12 protein-coding genes are annotated in these 14,371 nt (G+C 71.1%); 10 read left to right on the top strand and 2 right to left on the bottom strand.

The features are described from left to right. Positions 1-60: 60 nt before the first annotated feature. From AC07EJ_RS22095 to AC07EJ_RS22060, 8 genes are read left to right on the top strand one after another with little or no spacing between them, the layout of a single operon-like run. Positions 61-549 carry a type II toxin-antitoxin system RatA family toxin gene (locus tag AC07EJ_RS22095; RefSeq protein ID WP_389485184.1) on the top strand — a complete coding sequence of 163 codons (489 nt, stop codon included), beginning with the start codon at positions 61-63 and terminating at the stop codon, positions 547-549. Then, a complete protein-coding gene (locus tag AC07EJ_RS22090) occupies positions 546-1,481 on the top strand; it encodes a ketoacyl-ACP synthase III (RefSeq protein WP_478884777.1) in 936 nt (311 codons plus the stop codon). Before AC07EJ_RS22095 ends, AC07EJ_RS22090 begins: the two co-directional genes overlap by 4 nt. After that, entirely contained in the window at positions 1,481-3,598 is a 2,118-nt protein-coding gene (locus AC07EJ_RS22085) for an MMPL family transporter (protein WP_389485181.1), read from the top strand. Before AC07EJ_RS22090 ends, AC07EJ_RS22085 begins: the two co-directional genes overlap by 1 nt. Before the next feature lie 29 nt (positions 3,599-3,627). Next, complete coding sequence (locus AC07EJ_RS22080; RefSeq protein ID WP_478884776.1) at positions 3,628-6,099, top strand: AMP-binding protein; 2,472 nt, start codon at positions 3,628-3,630, stop codon at positions 6,097-6,099. Next, positions 5,993-6,733, top strand: coding sequence for an acyl carrier protein (locus AC07EJ_RS22075; protein ID WP_478884775.1), 741 nt, complete (start codon positions 5,993-5,995; stop codon positions 6,731-6,733). The genes AC07EJ_RS22080 and AC07EJ_RS22075 overlap by 107 nt, the downstream gene beginning before the upstream one ends. 20 nt (positions 6,734-6,753) lie before the next feature. Further along, positions 6,754-9,549: a beta-ketoacyl synthase N-terminal-like domain-containing protein gene (locus AC07EJ_RS22070; protein WP_478884774.1), complete on the top strand. Its 2,796-nt coding sequence runs from the start codon at positions 6,754-6,756 to the stop codon at positions 9,547-9,549. After that, positions 9,549-10,415 carry a 4'-phosphopantetheinyl transferase family protein gene (locus tag AC07EJ_RS22065; RefSeq protein WP_478884773.1) on the top strand — a complete coding sequence of 289 codons (867 nt, stop codon included), beginning with the start codon at positions 9,549-9,551 and terminating at the stop codon, positions 10,413-10,415. The genes AC07EJ_RS22070 and AC07EJ_RS22065 overlap by 1 nt, the downstream gene beginning before the upstream one ends. After that, a complete protein-coding gene (locus tag AC07EJ_RS22060; RefSeq protein WP_389485174.1) occupies positions 10,394-11,023 on the top strand; it encodes a TetR/AcrR family transcriptional regulator in 630 nt (209 codons plus the stop codon). The genes AC07EJ_RS22065 and AC07EJ_RS22060 overlap by 22 nt, the downstream gene beginning before the upstream one ends. A 35-nt stretch (positions 11,024-11,058) precedes the next feature. On the opposite strand, the gene AC07EJ_RS22055 is transcribed toward AC07EJ_RS22060, so the two are convergent. Next, positions 11,059-11,616 (bottom strand): TetR/AcrR family transcriptional regulator, encoded by a 558-nt coding sequence (locus AC07EJ_RS22055; RefSeq protein ID WP_478884772.1) that lies wholly within the window; start codon positions 11,614-11,616, stop codon positions 11,059-11,061. A gap of 133 nt (positions 11,617-11,749) precedes the next feature. Here AC07EJ_RS22055 and AC07EJ_RS22050 point away from each other — a divergent pair, with 133 nt between their 5' ends. Together AC07EJ_RS22050 and AC07EJ_RS22045 are read left to right on the top strand one after the other, a co-directional pair. Next, entirely contained in the window at positions 11,750-12,937 is a 1,188-nt protein-coding gene (locus AC07EJ_RS22050; RefSeq protein WP_389485170.1) for an FAD-dependent monooxygenase, read from the top strand. A gap of 74 nt (positions 12,938-13,011) precedes the next feature. Then, positions 13,012-13,203, top strand: coding sequence for a CsbD family protein (locus AC07EJ_RS22045; RefSeq protein ID WP_389485168.1), 192 nt, complete (start codon positions 13,012-13,014; stop codon positions 13,201-13,203). A 63-nt stretch (positions 13,204-13,266) separates the two neighbouring features. Here AC07EJ_RS22045 and AC07EJ_RS22040 read toward each other — a convergent pair whose 3' ends face one another. Next, on the bottom strand, positions 13,267-14,232 hold the full coding sequence (locus AC07EJ_RS22040) for an aldo/keto reductase (protein ID WP_478884771.1): 966 nt from the start codon (positions 14,230-14,232) through the stop codon (positions 13,267-13,269). Positions 14,233-14,371: the final 139 nt, after the last annotated feature.

Here is a 14,371-nt window from a genome sequence, read left to right as displayed (position 1 = left end):
GGACGGCCCCTGCCGCCCCTGACTTCACCCGGACATCTCACCTACTTGGAGCCACTTGCCATGCGGCAATTCTCCCTGCGAGCCGTCGTCAGCGACGTCTCCCCCGACACCGCCTACGAACGCGTCCGCCGGTTCGAGGAGTTCGTCGGCTTCTCCGACGTCATCCGCTCCATCTCCGTCACCGGCGTGGACGCCACGACCAGGACCTCGGCGTGGGAGGTCAACTTCTACGACGGCGTCATGCGCTGGACCGAGCGTGACGTGCTCGATCCCGCGGCGCGCTCGATCACCTTCGAGCAACTCCACGGCGATCTGGCCGTGTTCAGCGGCTCCTGGCAGGTCGATGCGGCCGGCGAGGGCGGCACGAGCGTGCTCTTCGAGACCGAGTTCGACCTCGGCATGCCCTACATCGCGGACGTCATCGACCCCATCGCCGTCGAGGCGTTCGACGACACGATGTCCCGCCTGATGATCGGTCTGTTCGGGGCGTCCATCGACCTCGAGGTGACCGTCGACGGCGTCGTGCGGACGGAGAGCCTGACCGCGTGAACCAGCACACTCCGGCCCATATGCACGCCCCCGCCTGGTCGTTCGGCGACCGGCGCGTCTGGAAGGCCGAGAACCCCGCCGACCAGGACCGCCTCGACCACGAGAGGCTCGCGGGCTACTTCCACTCCGAGCTGCTGCCCTGGCAACTCGCCGTGGGCGCCGCCACCCAGACCCTCGAGGCGGCCCGCGTCGCCGCCACGGACGTCGACCTGATCGTCTACGCCTCGGAGTCCACCGACAGCCGCGTCGACCTGAGCCGCGACCCCAACCGCTTCGCCGAGGCCATCGGCGCGCCGCACGTCCACCTCGTGGGTGCCACGGCCAACGTGTGCGCCAACTTCGGCGCCGCCCTGCGCATCGCCCGCGACGCCATCAGGACCGGCGACGCCGAGAACGTCCTCGTCGTCACGACCGACGTGTGGGACGACCGCTCGCGCCTGGTCGACGCGGGGACCTGTCTGATGAGCGACGCCGCGGCCTCCGTCATGGTCTCCGCGGCCCGCCCCGACGACGGCTGGCTGATCGGCGGCGTCTTCTCCGCCGTCGACCACACGATGCACTCGGTCGACCCCGCCCAGGACACGATCGCCATGGTCCGTGGCACCGCGGGAGGCATGCGACGGGCCGCCGACGGGTTCTTCGCCATGGAGGGCCACCGGCGCGAGGACTATCCGTTCGTCGTCGCCGGCAACGTCGGCACGACCGTGCTGCGGGTCCTCGCCGCGTCGGCCCAGCTCGACCTCGGCCGCGTCTTCGCCCGGACGGCGGAGAACGGCCACTGCTTCGCCGCGGACGTGATCGTGAACATGACGGCGATCCAGGACACCGTCCCCGCCGGGACCAAGGTCCTCGGCCTGCCGACCGGCCACAACTACTGGATCTGCGTCGACTTCGAACGCATCGCCCGGCAGCCCACGGGAGTCCCCGCGTGATGCGCTCACTGGTGACGCTCGCCCAGCGGTGGCCGCGACGCGTCCTGTACTTCGGCGGACTGCTCGTCGTCGTGGGCGCCGCGCTCGCGGCGGTCGTCCAGCCCCGCCTCACCGCTTCGCTCGGCGACTACGACGACCCGGGATCGCCCCTGGTCGCGGCCCAGGAACGCATGCTCAGGGCGACCGGCGCCGACCCCGAGCAGGGCTATGTCGTACTCGTCCGGTCGAAGCGGCGGCTCGACGCCGAGCAGCCGCCGCCCGAGGTGGTGACGCAGACGACGCGACTGCTGCGCGCCCGCCCGGAGGTCGCCGAGGTCCGTGACTACGCGTCCGCCGACGACCCGTCGATGATCTCCCGGGACGGCCGGCAGACGTACGTCGTCGCCTCGGTCGGGCACGTCGACGAGAAGAAGGCGGTCGACGCGCTGCGCTCGGCGGTCCACGCGGATCCGCTCCTGCGCGACAGCGTGGTGCTCGGCGGCCCGACCGTCGGCAACGTGGAGACGGCGGAGATCTCCACCGAGGACCTGGGCACTGCGGAGATGTTTGCCATGCCGCTGCTCGTGATCGGCCTGCTGCTCGTCTTCCGCGGGGTGGTCGCCGCCGCGATCCCGCTGCTCGGCGCGGTGTTCTGCATCCTGACGACGTTCATCGGCCTGGGCACGGCGATGCTCTTCATGGACGTGTCCGTCTTCGCGATGAACCTCGTGATGGCGCTCGGCATGGGTCTCGCCGTGGACTTCAGCCTGTTGGTCGTGAGCCGGTTCCGGCAGGAGCTGGACGCGGGCGCGCCGCCGCGTGCCGCCGTGGAGCGCACGGTGCGGACCGCCGGGCGGACCGTCCTGTTCAGCGCGGCCACCGTCACGGTGTCCATGGCCTGCCTCGCGGTCTTCCCACAGCGCTTCCTGTACTCGATGGGCCTGGCGGGCGCCACGGTGGCGGTCGCGGCCGCGTTCTTCGCCCTGGTGATCCTGCCCGCCCTCCTGGTGCGTCTCGGCCCGCGCGTGAACGCGCTGGCGCCCAGGCGGCTGCGGCACCGTGACTCCACGGTGGAGCAGAGCCGCTGGTACCGCATCGCGCAGACCGTCCTGCGGCGCCCACTGGTGTTCGCGGCCACGGTGACGGTGGTGCTCCTCGCCGCCGGCGCCCCCTTCCTCAAGGCCACGTTCAGCGGCTACGACGCCGGCGTGCTGCCCGCGAGCAGCGCGACGGGAACGGTGCACGCCGCCATGGACGACTTCGAGGACGCCACGGTGTCGCCGGTGACGCTCAGCGTCGGGGCGGGCGCATCGGCTCAGGACGGGATGGCTCGCTACGCCTCAACTCTTCGTCAGGTGAAGGGTGTCGAGGCGGTCGGAGCGCCGCGTGCCCTGCCGGGCGGTCTGTGGGTCGTGGAGGCGGAGCTGGCCGACCCGCCCCTGTCGGGCGAGGCGCGCCACACGCTGCGCGCCCTGGAGTCGGTGCCCGCACCCGGGTCCGTGAGCGCGCTCGGCGAGACCGCCCGGTTCGACTCCCTCCTGCACAGCCTGCGGGACCGGCTCCCGTACGTCGTGGGCATCATGTTCGCGCTCAGCGCCCTCGTACTGCTCCTGATGACCGGGTCCGTCGTGCTGGCGCTGAAGAACATCGTCATGAACTCCCTCACGATCGCCGCGTCGTTCGGGATTCTCGTGGCGGTCTTCCAGTGGGGCTGGCTCGGCGTCGAGGCGAACGGCTCGCTCGAAGTCACCTCGCTCATCATCGCGGGGGTGCTGATCTCGGCGCTCTCCACGGACTACGGGGTCTTCCTCCTGGACCGCATCCAGGAGGAACGCGCCGTCGGCCGCACGGACGCGGAGGCGGTCGCGGTCGGCATCGGGGCCACCGGGCCCGTCGTCTCGGCCGCCGCGGCCCTGCTGTTCGTGCCGCTGGTCGCGATGACGACCTCGCAGCTCCAGCCCATCCGCGAGCTGGGCCTCGGCGCCGCCCTGGCGGTGCTCATCGACGCGACGGTCGTGCGCGGCGCGCTCGTGCCCGCGCTCATGGCCCTGCTGGGCCGCTGGAACTGGGCCGCACCGCGGCCTCTGCGGACGCTGCACACCCGCGTCGTGCGCGGGCTCGCCGCACAGAAGTCCTGAAAGTCACCGTTATCAATGGGGGACAGGAAATGACGGAGAAGACAAGCGATCTGACGGCTGCTCAACGCAAGCTGTATCTGCACCAGAAGGTGTTCCCGCACGACAACTCGTACAACCTGGCCTACGTCTTCCGCATCACCGGTGACATCGACGCCGGACGGCTGCGCGACGCCGTCGAGACGTTCGTGCACTCGAACGTCGCGCTCAACACCGTGTTCGCCGAGCGCGACGGGGAGATCCGGGCCGTCCACGATCCCGAACTCCGTTACGAGGTACCCCTCGTCCGGCACGACGACGACGCCTCGGGCCGGCTCCGTGACCGGCTCGCCCGCATGGTCCGCGAGAAGATCCCGACCGACGTGTGGCCTCTTTTCGAGTACACCGTGCAGGTGGACCCGCAGGCGACGTATCTGACGCTCTACATGTCGCACCTCATCTGCGACGTCTTCTCCTTCTACAACATCGGGCGCGAGATCGGCCGGCTCTACGACGACCCGTCCGTCGAGGTGACGGGCACCGCGCTCAGCCCCGCGGACTTCCCGGACGATCCGGCGTCGTCCGCGGAGGCGACGGAGTTCTTCCGTTCGATGCTCGGCGCGATGCCGACGCTCGCCCTGGACCAGCTCGAAGCGGGCCGCACCGAGGAGGGCACGCTCGAAGGCTCCCACGTGTGGGTGCCGCTCGACGCCGAGCTGTCCGATAGCGTCGACACGACCATCGGGCACCTCGGCGTGCGCAAGTTCAGCTTCTTCCTCGCCGTGCACCTGCTGCTGCTCGGCACGCTCAGCGGAAGCCGCGCCGTGACCGTGGGCATCCCCCTCGGCGGCCGCCGCAAGGACCCCCAACAGCGCATCGCCTTCGGATACTTCGTGAACACGCTGCCGCTCGCCGTGGACCTCGACGCGTACGCCACCTTCGGCGAGCTGTGCCGCGCGGTGGAGAGCCGGATGAGCTCACTGATCCGGCACGAGGACTTCGACCCCACGGCCCATGCGGAGGAGATCCTGCCCGCCGGTGCGACGGGCCGGATGACGCCCAGCAGCTCCTGCACCTACTACCGGGAGCAGCTCGCGTTCACCATCGGCGGGTCCCCGGCCGAGAGCCTCCACGTGCCCCGCACCGACCTGGTGTATCCGCTGGTCACCCGGGTCGAGGACTTCGGCGACGGCTACGGCGTCCATCTCGCCCACACCCACGCCATGGCCGCCTCCGACCCGCGCGACAGCCTGCTGAGCATCCTGCGGTCCGTGGCCCGGGGCGCCGATGTCGAGCTCTCCCAGGTCCGCGGCGTCTCCCCCGAGCACGTCGCGGCCGTCGACCGCCTCGTCAACCAGCACGCCACGTTCTCCACGGACCGCTCGCTCCAGGCCGTCTTCGAGCGGCGCGCCGCCGAGCACCCCGACCACGTCGCCGTCGAGTACGGCGCCGAGCGCCGCACCTACCGGGAGCTCGACCACCAGGCCAACCGCATCGCCCGGCACCTGCGCGACACCGTCACCGCCGACCATGTCGCGGTGGCCCTCGACCGGGGCTGCGACCTGATCGCGGTGCTGCTCGGCGTATTGAAGGCCGGCAAGACGTACGTCCCTGTGGACCCCGCGGCGCCCGATGCGCGGGTGCGGCACATCATCGACCAGTTCGGGGAGCTGCCGCTGATCACCGGGCCGGGCGTCTTCGCCGACCTGGCGCACGAGGACGCCATCCCCCTTCGCGAACTGCTGGCGGAATCAGCCGGGTTGACGGCGGACGCCCTGCCCGCGCAGGATCTCCGGGACCGCGCCGCCTACGTCATCTTCACCTCCGGGTCGACCGGCAAGCCCAAGGGCGTCCAGGTCACACACGGCAACGTGCTGCGCCTCTTCCTCTCCGCCGGCCGGCACTTCACGTTCACCGCTGACGACACGTGGTGCCTCTTCCACTCGTACGCCTTCGACTTCGCGGTGTGGGAGATGTACGGGGCGCTGCTCCACGGCGGCCGTCTCGTCATCCCGGCGGAGGTGGTGCGCAAGTCCCCCGACCGGTTCGCGGACTTCCTGACCGACACCGGGGTGACGGTCCTCAACCAGACGCCGTCGGCGTTCCGCCGGCTCCGCCAGGCCCTCGGTGAGCGGCATGCGGGCCGCAGCAAGGTCCGTTACGTCGTGTTCGGTGGCGAGGCGCTGCAGTTCGACTGCCTGACGCGGTGGTTCGACCTCTTCGGCGAGCAGGCCGAGCTGGTGAACATGTACGGCATCACCGAGACCACCGTCCATGTCACGTACTACCGGGTGACGGAGAAGGATGCGCTCGGGCGCGGGCCGAGTGTCATCGGCAAGCCCCTCGCCGACCTGGAGATACGGGTCGTCGACACAAATCTGGCGCCGGTCCCGGTCGGTGTGCCCGGCGAGGATGCTCGTGGCGGGCGCGGGAGTGTCCCTCGGCTACCTCGGCCGGCCCGACCTGACGGCCGAGCGCTTTGTCGAACTGCCGGGCGAGGAAGGGCGGTTCTACCGCTCCGGTGACCTCGCACGGGTGCTTCCCGACGGGAACCTCGTCTACCTCGGGCGCATGGACCAGCAGGTCCAACTGCGCGGCTACCGTATCGAGCTCGGCGAGGTGGAGACCGCGCTGCGCGGCGTCCCCGGCATCACGGACTGCGCGGTGCTGCTCGACGAGCAGGCGGACGAGCCGAGGCTCGTGGCATTCGTGGTGCGCCACGACGGCCTCGGCGACCGGGACCTGCGGGAGGTCATGAGGGACCTCCTGCCGAGCTACATGCTGCCCTCGCTGTACGTGGCCGTGCCGGCCCTTCCCCTGACCATCAACGGCAAGGTCGACTCGGCCGCGCTGCCCTGGCCGCGGGAGCAGGCCGGTACGCAGCTGTCGCTGGCCGAGGCGGACCAGGACGCGCCCCCTTCGGTGGCGGTCGTCGCCCGGGTGTGGCGCGAGGTGCTCGGGCAGTCCGAGTTCACCGCGGACGACCGTTTCTTCGACGTCGGCGGGACCTCCGTGCAGGTGGTCCACGTGCATGAGCGGCTGTGCCGCGAGTTCGGGACGACCGAGCTCGAGATGATCGACCTCTTCGAGTACACGACCGTACGCGAACTGGCCGGATTCCTTGACAAGTTGAACCCTGCCGCCGGGCGAGCGGCATGACCGAGGAGCGTACGAACACCATGACTGAGCCCATCGCCATCGTCGGCATGGCCGTGCGGCTGCCGCAGGCGCGCACTCTGGACGCGTTCTGGCAGCAGCTGCTCGACGGCACCGAGGCCGTGCGCGCGTTCACACCCGAGGAGCTGGACACGGCCGGCGTCCCGGACCGGATACGCAGCCACCCCGGCCATGTGGCCATGGGTGCGCCGCTCGACGACGTCGACCGGTTCGACGCCGACTTCTTCGGCTTCACGCCGCAGGAGGCGCGGGTGACCGACCCGCAGCACCGGATCTTCCTGGAGTCGGCCTGGCGCGCCCTGGAGGACGCCGGGGTGGCACCCGGCTCGTTCCCCGGCGCCATCGGCGTGTTCGCCTCGACCGGCATGAGCACGTATCTGCTGAACAACATCCTGCGGGCCGAGGGGGCCGGTGAGGAGAGCGAGCTCAGCTACCCCGTGCTCATCGGCAACGACAAGGACTTCCTCGCCACCCGGGTCTCGTACAAGCTGGGCCTGACCGGTCCCAGCCACACGATCCAGTCCGCGTGCTCCAGTTCGATGGTCGCCCTGCACCAGGCCGCCGCGTCACTGCGGTCCGGCGAGAGCGACGTCGCGCTCGCGGGCGGGGTGAGCATCACCGTCCCGCAGACGTCCGGCTATGTGCACAAGGAGGGCGGCATCGCGTCCGCCGACGGTCACTGCCGTCCCTTCGACCGGGCGGCGGGCGGCACGGTGCGGGGCAACGGCGCCGGAGTCGTCGTACTGAAGCGGCTCTCCGACGCGCTCGCGGACCGGGACCGTGTCTACGCCGTGCTCAAGGGCAGCGCCGTCAACAACGACGGCAACGAGAAGATCGGCTTCACGGCGCCCAGTGTCCGCGGCCAGGCCAGGGCGGTCTCCGCCGCGCTCGCGGCGGCCGGTGTCGACGGCGACGCGATCGGTTACGTCGAGACGCACGGCACCGGCACGGCGCTCGGCGACCCCATCGAGGTCCGCGCCCTGTCCCAGGCGCACGACGCCACATCCCCCTGCGCCCTCGGCAGCGTCAAGGCGAACCTCGGTCACCTCGACGCGGCCGCGGGCATCATCGGCGTCATCAAGACCGCCCTCGTGGTGCAGCGCCAGGTCATTCCGCCGCAGATCAACTTCTCGGCGCCCAACGAGCGTATTCCGCTGGACCGTTCGCGGTACGTGGTGCACACCGAGGCCCATGTGCCGGCCGAGCCGCTCACCCACGCCGCCGTCAGCTCCTTCGGCCTCGGCGGCACGAACGGGCACTGCGTCCTGGCCCGGCACACCTTCGACGACCGTGAACTCCCTGCGGAGAAAAGCGAGTTCGTGCTGCTGCTGTCCGCCAGGACTCCGCAGGCCCTGGATCGTCAGGCCCGGCAGCTGCTGGCCCAGGTGGAGAGCGATTCTCCCCGGCTCGACGACCTGGCGTTCACCCTCGGCACCGGCCGCACGCACTGGGAAGAGCGGATCGCGCTCGCGGTGCGCACGCTCGACGACGTGCGCGCCGGGCTCTCGGCCTTCCTCGACCGGGGCGTGCGCGCCTCGGACCATCCCGTGGCCGCGGCGTTCGTCGCCGGCCGGCAGGTTTCCCACGAGCGGCTCGGCGACCTCGGCGCCGCTCGCAAGCTCTCGCTCCCGTCGTACCCCTTCGCGGCCGAGAGCTACTGGATCGATCCGGTGGCCCCCGCCCGGGCCGAAGCCGAGACCCGCACACCGCCGGCGCCCACCGCCGCGGAGGGTGTGAGCACGGCCGGCATCCGGGCGGAGATCATCTCGATCCTCGAGAGGCTCCTCGGCGTCGACACCATCGGCGCCGAGGACGACTTCTTCGACCTGGGGGGCGACTCGCTCGCCGCGGTCGACGCGGTCAGCATCCTGCGCGAGACGTATCCGGTGGAGATCGACGTCGACGAGTTCGCCGACCTGCGCACTCCACTGGCGATGAGCGAGCACCTCGCGGCGCTCCTGGAAGGCACGGCGACGGAGTGGTCGGGCACGGTCCGCATGCGCGAGGGCGAGGGCAGGCACCTCTTCCTGCTCTACCCGGCGGGCGGCACCAACTTCGCGTACTTCCGCCTCGCCGAACACCTGGAGTACGACGGCCCGCTCACGGCGTTCTCGTACCCCAGGGAGCTCGGCGACGGCGAGGTCACGATCCGCGAACTCGCCGACGTGTACATCCAGCAGATGCGCTCCGTCCAGCCGCACGGCCCCTACCAGCTGGCCGGCTACTCCTTCGGCGGGAACCTCGCCTTCGAGGTCGCGCTGCGGCTGCAGCGGGCCGGCGAGAAGGTCTGCGGGCTCTACCTCTTCGACGCCCACCCGCCCGAGGCGTACGTGGGCGAGCACCTCACCGAGGCGGAGTTCCTCGCGGCGCTGCCCCAGTTGATGGCCTCCGTGCTGCCCGACGCGGGCATCCGGCGCGACGCCCCGCCGCCGCGCACGGTGCGGGAGGCCGTGGAGATCCTCAAGGCGCGGCCGGACTGGATGGCCGCGAGCGAGGAGGACTTCGTGCGGTTCATCAAGATCTGGCGCCGCAACCACGAGGCGCTCAAGGGCTATTACCCGGACGGCAAGGTGCAGGGCCGGGTCGTGGTGTTCGACGCCCAGGAGCCGCACCCGGAGGAGGAGGTGGACATGCTCCGCATCAAGCTCCTCGGCAAGGAGCACTGGGCCTCGCACGTCGACGGCGAGCTGCACACGGTCCCGGTGCCGGGCAACCACTACACGATGTTCACCGACCTCCGGCTGGTGCCGCGCCTCGCCGCCGCGTTCCAGGCGGAGCTCGACGGGTCCGCGGGGTGATGCGGGAGCCCGGCGGCGGGGACGCGTCCGGGCTCGCTCTCCGGCTCCGCGGACTGCTGCCGCCCCAGGTGGCGGTGGTCGCGCGGACCGCACCGCTGCACAGGGCGCGGCTGCTGGCCGCGGAGCGCCCGGCGGCGCGGAGCATGGGCCGGGCCCGGCGCTCCGAGTTCGCCACGGGCCGGGCCCTGGCGCGTGAGGCGATGGGCCGTGCCGGCCACATCGGTCACGCGGCCCAGGCCCTGCCCGTGGGCGCGCACCGCCAACCGCTGTGGCCCGAGGGACTGTTGGGGAGCATCAGCCACAGCGAGGGCCTGTTCGCGGTGGCCGTCGCCCCCGCGGACGGCTGCTGGGCGCTCGGCATCGACGTCGAGCGCCTGGCCCGGCTCGGCCCGCGCAGGGTCGCCGCGCTGAGGTCCGTCGTCCTGACGGAGGCGGAGCGGCGGGCGGCCCCCCGGGACACACCGGACGACGTGCGGGCGCTGGAGATCTTCAGCGCCAAGGAGGCCGTCTTCAAGGCGCTGTACGGCCACGTCGGCAGGTACTTCGGCTTCATGGCGGCCGAGGCCGTGGAGCAGGGGCCGGGCCGGCTGCTGTTCCGGCTGACGGAGACCCTGGCCCCCTCGCTGCCGGTCGGCACCCTGATCCCGGTCCGGGTGTCGAGCCAGGACGGCGTGACCGTGGCCGCGGTGTGCCTCGAAGGAGCGCCGGCCCGTCCCGTACGACGGATTGACCATCCGGGAATCACTCGTGATAGAACGGATCGACTCGTTCCTACCTGGACGCAGGGTGCCATCGCCCCCGCCGGTCCTCCGCCGCCCACGACGCTTGAAGGAAGTGAACAGGGATGGGGCAGAAGCGCACACTGACACACCTCGAAGGCTCGTCCGGGGTGATGAGACGCGACCTGGAAGCGCGGGAACGCATTCTGTCCGTCACGCTCCAGATGCTCGCCGACCAGGGCTACGCGAAGCTGACGATCGGCGGAGTGGCGGTCAACGCCGGCGTCGGCAAGGCCACGATCTACCGTTCGTGGGCCAACAAGCCGGCCCTCGTCCTCGAGGCCCTGCGCGAGCACCTCCCCGAGGTGCCGACGGAGAACCTCAGCGACAGCAGGGCCGAGATGCTCGCCTCGGTCACCATGCTGGCCCGGCTCTTCGGGTCGCACGAGGTGCGCGAGGCGCTGCCCGGTCTGATCGCCGACACCTCGCAGAACCCCGAGCTGGGGGGCGACCTGCGCGACAAACTCGTCGACGAACGCAAGGCCTTCTCCCAGCAGGTCCTGCACCGGGCGATCGAGCGGGGCGACCTGCCCGCCGACACCGACGTGTCCATGGTCCTGGACTCATGGGCGGGCCTGATGCTGTTCCGCTGTCTGTTCTACGACGAGGTTCTCGACGACCAGGACGTGGAGCGGCTCGTCGACACCACCCTGACCTCACCGCACCGCCTCGTGAAACCGCCCGCCACCGCCTGACGGCGGGACGTATCCCTGATCGCTGCCGACGGGCGCTATCGCAGAGCCGTCGCGACGAGCCCGCGAATCTCCGGCTCGGACACCCGCCCGCCGCCCAGCAGCCGGTCGAAGACCAGCCCGTCGACGCACGCAAGCAGGGTGAGGGTGCGATCCTCGGCGTCGCTCACGCCGTGCGCGGCCAGGAAGTCGCGTACGGCGTCGCGCGCCGCGTTCTCGCGCGGTACGAGTATGGCCCGCAGCTCGGGATGGCGGACGCTCTCGATGGCGCAGGCGTAACGCGCGAGGGACCGCCGCCGTCCCTCCCCCGCGAGTCGCTGCTCGATGAACTCGCCGATCAACGCCGCCAGTTGGCCCGCGTCCCGCAGCGGCGGCAACCCCTCGCCGGCCGAGCGGAGTTCGGCCTGGTCGCGCTCCACGAGCCGCCGGACCAGCGCCGTGAGCAACGCCTGTCGGGTGCGGAAGTAGGCGGAGGTGGTGCCCGCGGGCATGACGGCCGCCCGGTCCACGGCCCGGTGGGTCAGGCCCCGCATGCCCTCCTCGGCGAGTACGTCGATGGCCGCGTCGGCAAGAACGGTTCGTCGATCCCTTGTCACTCCCCCTTTCTACACCTGTAGAGATGAGGAGTACGCTCCTTCTACAGCTGTAGAAGGACGTGCAGGAGCAGCGTGCAGAAGGGCTGCAAGACGGCTTGCAGCCCTCGCGCCGAGGCATGGGGAGACTCCGGACGTGGGCAGTAGCGCGGTTGTGGTCGGCGGGGGCATCGGCGGGCTGGCCGCGGCGCTGGGGCTGCGCCGGATCGGCTGGGAGGTGACCGTCGTCGAACGTGCGGCGGTCCTCGACGACGCGGGCGCGGGCATCTCGCTGCACGCCAACGGGCTCCGCGCGCTGGACGTGCTCGGTGTCGGCGAAGCGGTGCGCGATGCGGCACGACCCCAGTACACGGGTGGCACCCGGACTCCGCGCGGGGCCAGGCTGGCCGCCATGGACGGCGCCGCCTTGGAGCGTGTGCTCGGCACGCCGATCGTCGGGATCCCCCGCGCCACCTTGCACCGCCTGCTGCGCGACGCGCTGCCGCCCGAGTCCCTCGTGATCGGCACCGAGGTGACCGCCGTCGACCGCTCGGCGCCCGGCCGGGTGCGCGTTCCGCTCGGCGACACCGTGCTCGACGCGGACCTCGTCGTGGCGGCCGACGGCGTCAACAGCCGTATGCGCACACTGCTGTTCCCCTCACACCCCGGCCCCTCCTACAGCGGATCGACCGTGCTGCGCGCCGTCACCGAGCATCCGGTCGACGCGGGGACGGACTTCGAACTCACCTGGGGACCCGGCGCCGAGTTCGGGCACATCGCGTTCGACGACGGCCGGGCGGAGTGGCACGCCGTCCTCAACTCGCCTGCCGGAGTGCGCTATCCGGATCCGCCGGCCGAGATGCGCCGCCGGTTCGCCGGCTGGCACGACCCGATTCCCGCACTGCTCGACGCGACCCGGCCGGAGGCCGTGCTGCACCACGACATCTACGAGTTGGTCGCCGCGCTGCCCACGTACACGGTGGGCCGCGTCGCCCTCCTCGGTGACGCGGCGCACGCCATGACGCCGAATCTCGGCCAGGGCGCATGCCAGGCCCTGGAGGACGCGGCCGTACTCGCCGCCGCCCTCGCCGGTGAAGCCACCGTGGAGGCGGCGCTCGCCCGCTACGACACGCAGCGCCGCCCCCGCAGCCAGTCCGTCGCCCGCGCCGCACGGCAGGCGGGCCGCATGGGCCAGCAGCTGACGAATCCACTGGCCATCGGCCTGCGCAACACCGCTCTCCGCCTGGCACCGTCGGGCATGACGGTCCGCGCGATCCTGCGCCATGCGGACTGGACACCACCACTGCCGGAGCTGCCGAGCAGCCCTGAGTCTCACGGAGCGTAATCGTCCACCGCGCGGCTTCGGTGGTGTCGCTCTACGTTGGTCGAGCAAGACCCGTACAAGACAAAGGAGTCGCAATGCCTGACAAGGGCGGCATGGACAAGGTCAAGGGCAAGGCCAAGGAGATGACCGGCAAGGTCACTGGCGATCGCCGCAAGGAAGCCGAGGGCAAGACCGACCAGGCTAAGGGCGAAGCCAAGAAGACCATGGGCGATGCCCGCGACCGCGCCCGAGGAGTCCACGACTCCCTCAAGCGCGACGGCTCCTGACCCGAGCCTCGTTGAAGCCCCCGCGCGTGCTGCGCGGGGGCTTCTCCCCTGCCCTCACACGGCCTATCCGTAGAAGTTGCGCTGCCAGCGGTGCCCGGCCAGCACGGCGAGTTGCTCGGCGGTCAGCGGCCGTCCGTCGCTCAGTGCCGTGTTGCGCTCGACGTTGCGTACGGTGCGCATGCCCGGGATGACGGTGGAGACGGCGGGCGAACTCAGCACGAAGCGCAGTGCGTGCTCGGCGATCTCGTCGGGCGCGATGCCCAGGTCCGCGACGATGGCCGCGACCCTCCGCTCGACCTGCACGGGCCGGTCGTCGCGGAAGTAGCGGGCACGGAAGTCTCCCTCGGGGAACGTCGTACCGGCGGTGATCCGACCCGTGAGCCCGCCCTCGTCCAGCGCCACACGCACGATGACACCGACGCCGCGTTCTTCGCACACGGGCAGCAACGCGTCGGCGGGTGCCTGGTCGAAAATGTTGTAGATGACCTGCACAGTGTCCACGACGCCGCTGCGCACGAGGGCGAGTGCGTTGGCGGGCTGGTGGTCGTTGACGGAGACGCCGAACAGGCGGATCTTCCCCTCCTTCTTGAGCTCCTCGACCGTCTGCAGCCACTCGCCCCGGCCCACCCACTCGTCGCTCCAGACGTGGAACTGCACCACGTCGATGTGGTCGAGGCCGCTGACCCGCAGACTGGTCTCCACGCTCTCGCGTATGTGGACGCCGGGGAACGCCTCGGCGGGGTCGATGCCGTCGGGCGCGGGCCAGGTCCTGTTCATCGGCGGCACCTTGGTCGCCACCAGTACCTCGTCGCCGGCCCGTTCGCGCACGACCCGGCCTACGATCCGCTCGCTCTCGCCGTAACCGCGGGCGGTGTCGATGAAGTTCACCCCGAGGTCGATGGCACGGTGCAGGGCGCGTACGGACTCGTCCTCGGTGGCGCCGATCCACCCGGACGCACCGATGCCCCAGGCGCCGTAGCCGATCTCGGACACGGACATTCCGCTGCGGCCCAGCTCGCGGTAGCGCACTCTCAACCTCCATGTCGTTGTTCTCGTCCGGGCCGCGTTGACGCCGGCGCCCGGAAGCGTTCCGACGATCCATACCCTCTTCAGGGCTCGCGCGTCCCCCGATATGGACACTTTGCCTACGCCGCAAAGGTCACCGGTA

The sequence above is a fragment of the Streptomyces sp. NPDC045026 genome (assembly GCF_056432625.1).
Note: the sequence above shows the minus strand (reverse complement) of the source record. Positions and strands in the feature narration are given on the sequence as shown.

Bases quoted from the DNA above. Each gene is read 5' to 3' on its own strand.
- AC07EJ_RS22095 (WP_389485184.1), top strand. From the start codon at position 61: ATGCGGCAATTCTCCCTGCGAGCCGTCGTCAGCGACGTCTCCCCCGAC.
- AC07EJ_RS22085 (WP_389485181.1), top strand. From the start codon at position 1,481: ATGCGCTCACTGGTGACGCTCGCCCAGCGGTGGCCGCGACGCGTCCTG.
- AC07EJ_RS22080 (WP_478884776.1), top strand. From the start codon at position 3,628: ATGACGGAGAAGACAAGCGATCTGACGGCTGCTCAACGCAAGCTGTAT.
- AC07EJ_RS22070 (WP_478884774.1), top strand. From the start codon at position 6,754: ATGACTGAGCCCATCGCCATCGTCGGCATGGCCGTGCGGCTGCCGCAG.
- AC07EJ_RS22065 (WP_478884773.1), top strand. From the start codon at position 9,549: ATGCGGGAGCCCGGCGGCGGGGACGCGTCCGGGCTCGCTCTCCGGCTC.
- AC07EJ_RS22060 (WP_389485174.1), top strand. From the start codon at position 10,394: ATGGGGCAGAAGCGCACACTGACACACCTCGAAGGCTCGTCCGGGGTG.
- AC07EJ_RS22045 (WP_389485168.1), top strand. From the start codon at position 13,012: ATGCCTGACAAGGGCGGCATGGACAAGGTCAAGGGCAAGGCCAAGGAG.